Origin of the sequence: Altererythrobacter sp. (genome assembly GCF_050299635.1) — a bacterium.
Classification (GTDB): Bacteria; Pseudomonadota; Alphaproteobacteria; order Sphingomonadales; family Sphingomonadaceae; genus Erythrobacter.
In genome coordinates this window covers 1-511 of sequence record NZ_JBNKWF010000095.1, presented here as the reverse complement: position 1 = coordinate 511, position 511 = coordinate 1, and the positions used below count along the sequence as shown (strand labels likewise).

At 56.6% G+C, this 511-nt stretch carries 2 protein-coding genes; both read right to left on the bottom strand.

The window, feature by feature from the left end:
• Positions 1-178, bottom strand: a 178-nt coding sequence (locus ACQY6C_RS15020) for a CocE/NonD family hydrolase C-terminal non-catalytic domain-containing protein (protein WP_427970100.1), incomplete at its 3' end; no start/stop codon positions are given.
• The coding region (locus ACQY6C_RS15015; protein ID WP_427970098.1) for a thiol-disulfide oxidoreductase DCC family protein at positions 175-511 on the bottom strand (337 nt) is incomplete at its 5' end. The genes ACQY6C_RS15015 and ACQY6C_RS15020, both read right to left, overlap by 4 nt.

The window sequence follows — 511 nt, the reverse complement described above, 5'->3', positions numbered from 1 at the left end:
TTTTGTTCCGGTAAAGAGTAATGGTGGGGGGAGGAGAAAGCTCGGGTGTTAAGGCATTGTCCTTATCCGCACAAGCCACCGCGATCCGGATTCTATGACCCGCATTGAAGATATTCGAGGTGGGATGGAGGTCGAAGGCCAGTTCGACCGGTAACCGGCGGATAAAACCAGTCGTCACAGCAAGCGCGACTTCTGTTCTTCCGTTAGCAACGAACAGGCCGGCACCTTGCCAAACCAGCGATAACGATTACGAGCGATCATGTTATAGGCTGCGCGGCGCAGCGGCGCGGGCACAAGCCGGAAGATCGCGACCAGCCTCCACAACCCTCCCATTTCTTGCGCCAGTTGGAAGTATCCCTCGTCTTTGATGAAGGCCCGGCCATCGCGAAGGAAGAGATAGGATTCGTCCAACTCGATCCCGTAATGCCCGTACAGTGCTTGCCCCAAGGTGCCTTGCGCCGATGTGAAACGGATATGCGATGCGCTTGCCCTGCGCATCAGGAAGGCTGAC